This window comes from Streptomyces chryseus, assembly GCF_014650755.1.
Classification (GTDB): domain Bacteria; phylum Actinomycetota; class Actinomycetes; order Streptomycetales; family Streptomycetaceae; genus Streptomyces; species Streptomyces chryseus.
The window spans coordinates 1-881 of record NZ_BMVO01000081.1; the positions used below are offsets into that span (position 1 = coordinate 1).

1 protein-coding gene is annotated in these 881 nt (G+C 65.8%); it reads right to left on the minus strand.

What is annotated here, in order from left to right; translation table 11 throughout:
- On the minus strand, window positions 1–675 hold a 675-nt coding region (locus IE185_RS32850), incomplete at its 3' end, for an IS5 family transposase (protein WP_189716581.1).
- Window positions 676–881: the final 206 nt, after the last annotated feature.

Below are 881 nucleotides of genomic sequence, written 5' to 3' on the forward strand. Positions count from 1 at the left end.
TCTGCGGCAGATCCAGGACAGGCTGCGCTCGACTACCCACCGGCGGGGCAGGACGACGAAGCCTTTCGCATCGTCGGTGCGTTTGATGATGTCGAGGTTGAGGCTCCATCGCTCTTGTGCCCAGGTCACGAGCTTGCCGGCGTATCCGCCGTCCGCCCAGATCAAGGCGATGCGGTGATGGAGCCGGCGTAGTCGGGAAATCAACGGGCGGGCGCCGTCGCGGTCCTGCACCGAGGCCATGGTGACCAGGACCACCAGCAGCAGACCGCATGTGTCGACAGCGATGTGCCGCTTGCGGCCGTTCACCTTCTTGCCCGCGTCCCACCCGCGGCTGTCCAGGGCGACAGTCTCGGCGGCCCGCACGGACTGCGAATCGATGATGGCAGCGCTCGGTTCGGTGTCGCGGCCCGCGTGACGCCGGAGTCGGTCGCGAAGAGTGTCGTGCAGATCGTCGACGTACTGGGCCCGTTCCCACCGCACGAAGAACGCATACACAGTCTGATAGGGCGGGAAGTCGACGGGCAGGGCCCGCCACTTGCAGCCGTTGTCCACCACATACCTGATCGCATCGACGATCTTTCGCCGGCAGTGCTTCTCCGGTCGGCCTCCCCAGCCCCACCGCCAAGCGGCCAGAGGCAGCAACGGCTCGGTGACCAGCCATTCCGCATCGCTCATGTCCGACGGATACCGCCGCGGACGCCCGGCACACACCCCTCCCTGGCCGTACCGGCAGGCCACGCAGCAACACGCAGAAGAGGGACCAGAGTTGGCATCGCAAGGCTCGGAACGGTACAACGGCATGGCAGGGCTCCTGGGACAACGGTTTGGCTTCGCAACCGCTGTTGTTACGGGAGTCCTGCTCTACTTACACCGCACTCATC